Consider the following 2363-nt stretch of genomic DNA (forward strand, 5'->3'; position numbering starts at 1 on the left):
AGGCAAAAGTTGAAGATGAATCTGCCACGTGAGAAGAACTGAACTCGTCACTCAGTTCTTCTTTTTTTACAAAAAAAACAAAATATTTTGTTTTTAGCCAATTCATTAAATTTTTCTATAAACTTAGGACAAGAAGGACAATCATCTTTTTCAAAAATTACATAGAAATCATCTTGATTATTTACTTTTTCTTAATGTTGCTTTTAATCTGTACTTTTGTCTACTTGAGTTATAGTATACTTCTTTTCACTATTCTCTTTGATTATTGTTGGGATAATCAATTCCTCTATTATTTTATAATTTGTTGATCTTTCATCTGCAAAATAATACTTCCTAAATTTATCCAACGAAACATGTACATTATTTACAAAAGTTAAATTATTGCCATCTTTTTTCCAAATTTCATATTGATATAAATCAATGTCTGTTGTATCTAATAATACACAATATTCATTTCCACCAACTTGGAACCGAAAACCATCTAAATAATGTAGACAAAGGCTTGAATCATTCACTTTTATAATCATATATTCCACCTACTTTCGATATTTATCTTTTTATTTTTTTTCATTATAAAAGATTATTCACTTTTATTTAAGTATGATATTTTTAATTATTTTTTGATACAATTAAATAATTTGCATTTTTATATTTTAAAAAATCTATTTATTCCTGATATAGTTCAAGTATTGTTTAAATTATACCATGCCTTTTTTTACTTTGTTCATATAAACATAATGGATCAATTATATTACTCTAATTTGCTAGAGCAATATTTTTATTTTCCAAATAAACGTGCAAAGAAACCTTTATTTTTTTCTTTTTCTAATTCATTTTTTAACTTTTCTATCTCATTTAACTGCTCTTTTCTCAATCTAGTTGTTCTTTTAATTGATTTATTTCTTCTGTCTGGTCTTTTTTCTGTTCCAATAAAAATGTTTTTTCTTTATTTTCTAGCATTAATAAAGTCATTTATTCTATTTTATTTTTTAAATCTTCATTCAATTGAGATATTTTATCTGCCTGTTGTGCAACTTTAATTAACAGATTTTTGTTCTCATCTTCTAATTGTTTCAACCTAGAATCAGTGTCTTTATTGATAATTACAACAGGATTTTCTTTCCTGTGTTGATCTAAAATATCTACTGCTACATCATCTAAATAAGTAGTTCCATCCTGTTTCCATACATGATTTTCAATAGATGAATCTACTGAGTTGCTAGATACAAAAACATTTGATGACTACGATACAAATGAATTGCTACTATTATCCGATACTATTAAACAATCATGCTTTGAAATTTCTATTCAATTCTCATATTGAGTGCAGATTCACCTATATTTAACAACTTGATTGCTAATATTTACTTTTCAAAAGTTCATGATATAATTCGTGTAGGCAAAAATCACAAAATTGTGCCACGTTAAGGAAAACTGACCTAGTCACTCGGTTTTCCTTTTTTTTGCAAAAAAAGAGGACTTAATATCCTCTGATTTTTTATATATTCCACCACTTATAGACTGTCTTTTTATCCAGTCCAGTATCACGAATACAATCTGCTTTTTTTCTATATTTTATATTAAGTACGACTCATCCTATTCAATATAAATTTTTAATAAATACTATAAAAATATATTATATTTCTATGTGCTTTATTCATGGTTGAATTTTCCTATACATATTATACTTAAACACTGCATAATAACACATTGTTACTCCTATAGCAGATGATGCTAATAAAATAAATAGATAATTTTCATTGTTTAAACAAGCAGATAATAATGAAGATATTAATGCTCCTAATCCCATGATCATTAGTCCTCTACCAATCATTCTACAATAAGAATCTTTATCTTCATTTAAAATCATTATTCTATTATGCAAATGCAATAATCCTATATTTCCTTTTTTTATACAATATCCATTCATAAATACTATTATACCTATTAAAGATATCATAAAATATTTAATCATATATTTTCTTACTCCTCTATATCAGAAGGCATAGATCTTGGTGTAAAATCAACTTGATTTACTGTATTTTATGCAAAGATATCAATATATAAGCTAAAAGAATCGGGATCGTGTACAAATATATATTTAGCAATATTGGGAGTTTTTTTTGTATATCATCTTTAAATGCAGGGACAATCATAGAAATAACTAAAAATATAATTAATATGACTTTCATACAATTTCTCACCGCTTTCTGAATTAAAAAATATATTTCTTACAATTATAATTTTAAAATAAAAATAAAATATTAATAGTATTATACCTATTAAGGATATCATAAAATATTTAATCATATATTTTCTTATTCCTCTCCATCATTATCACTACGTAAAAATCACTGATATGT

The 2363-nt window shown here is 24.6% G+C and carries 2 protein-coding genes; both read right to left on the reverse strand.

Annotated features, from left to right (window positions below):
• Positions 1–203: 203 nt before the first annotated feature.
• Positions 204–527 carry a hypothetical protein gene (locus EUBIFOR_RS10630; protein ID WP_003866064.1) on the reverse strand — a complete coding sequence of 108 codons (324 nt, stop codon included), beginning with the start codon at positions 525–527 and terminating at the stop codon, positions 204–206.
• 1130 nt (positions 528–1657) lie between these two features.
• Positions 1658–1975, reverse strand: a complete 318-nt coding sequence (locus EUBIFOR_RS10635) for a hypothetical protein (RefSeq protein ID WP_003866066.1) — start codon at positions 1973–1975, stop codon at positions 1658–1660.
• Between the last annotated feature and the right edge of the window lie 388 nt (positions 1976–2363).

The organism is Holdemanella biformis DSM 3989 (assembly GCF_000156655.1).
Taxonomy (GTDB): domain Bacteria; phylum Bacillota_I; class Bacilli_A; order Erysipelotrichales; family Erysipelotrichaceae; genus Holdemanella; species Holdemanella biformis.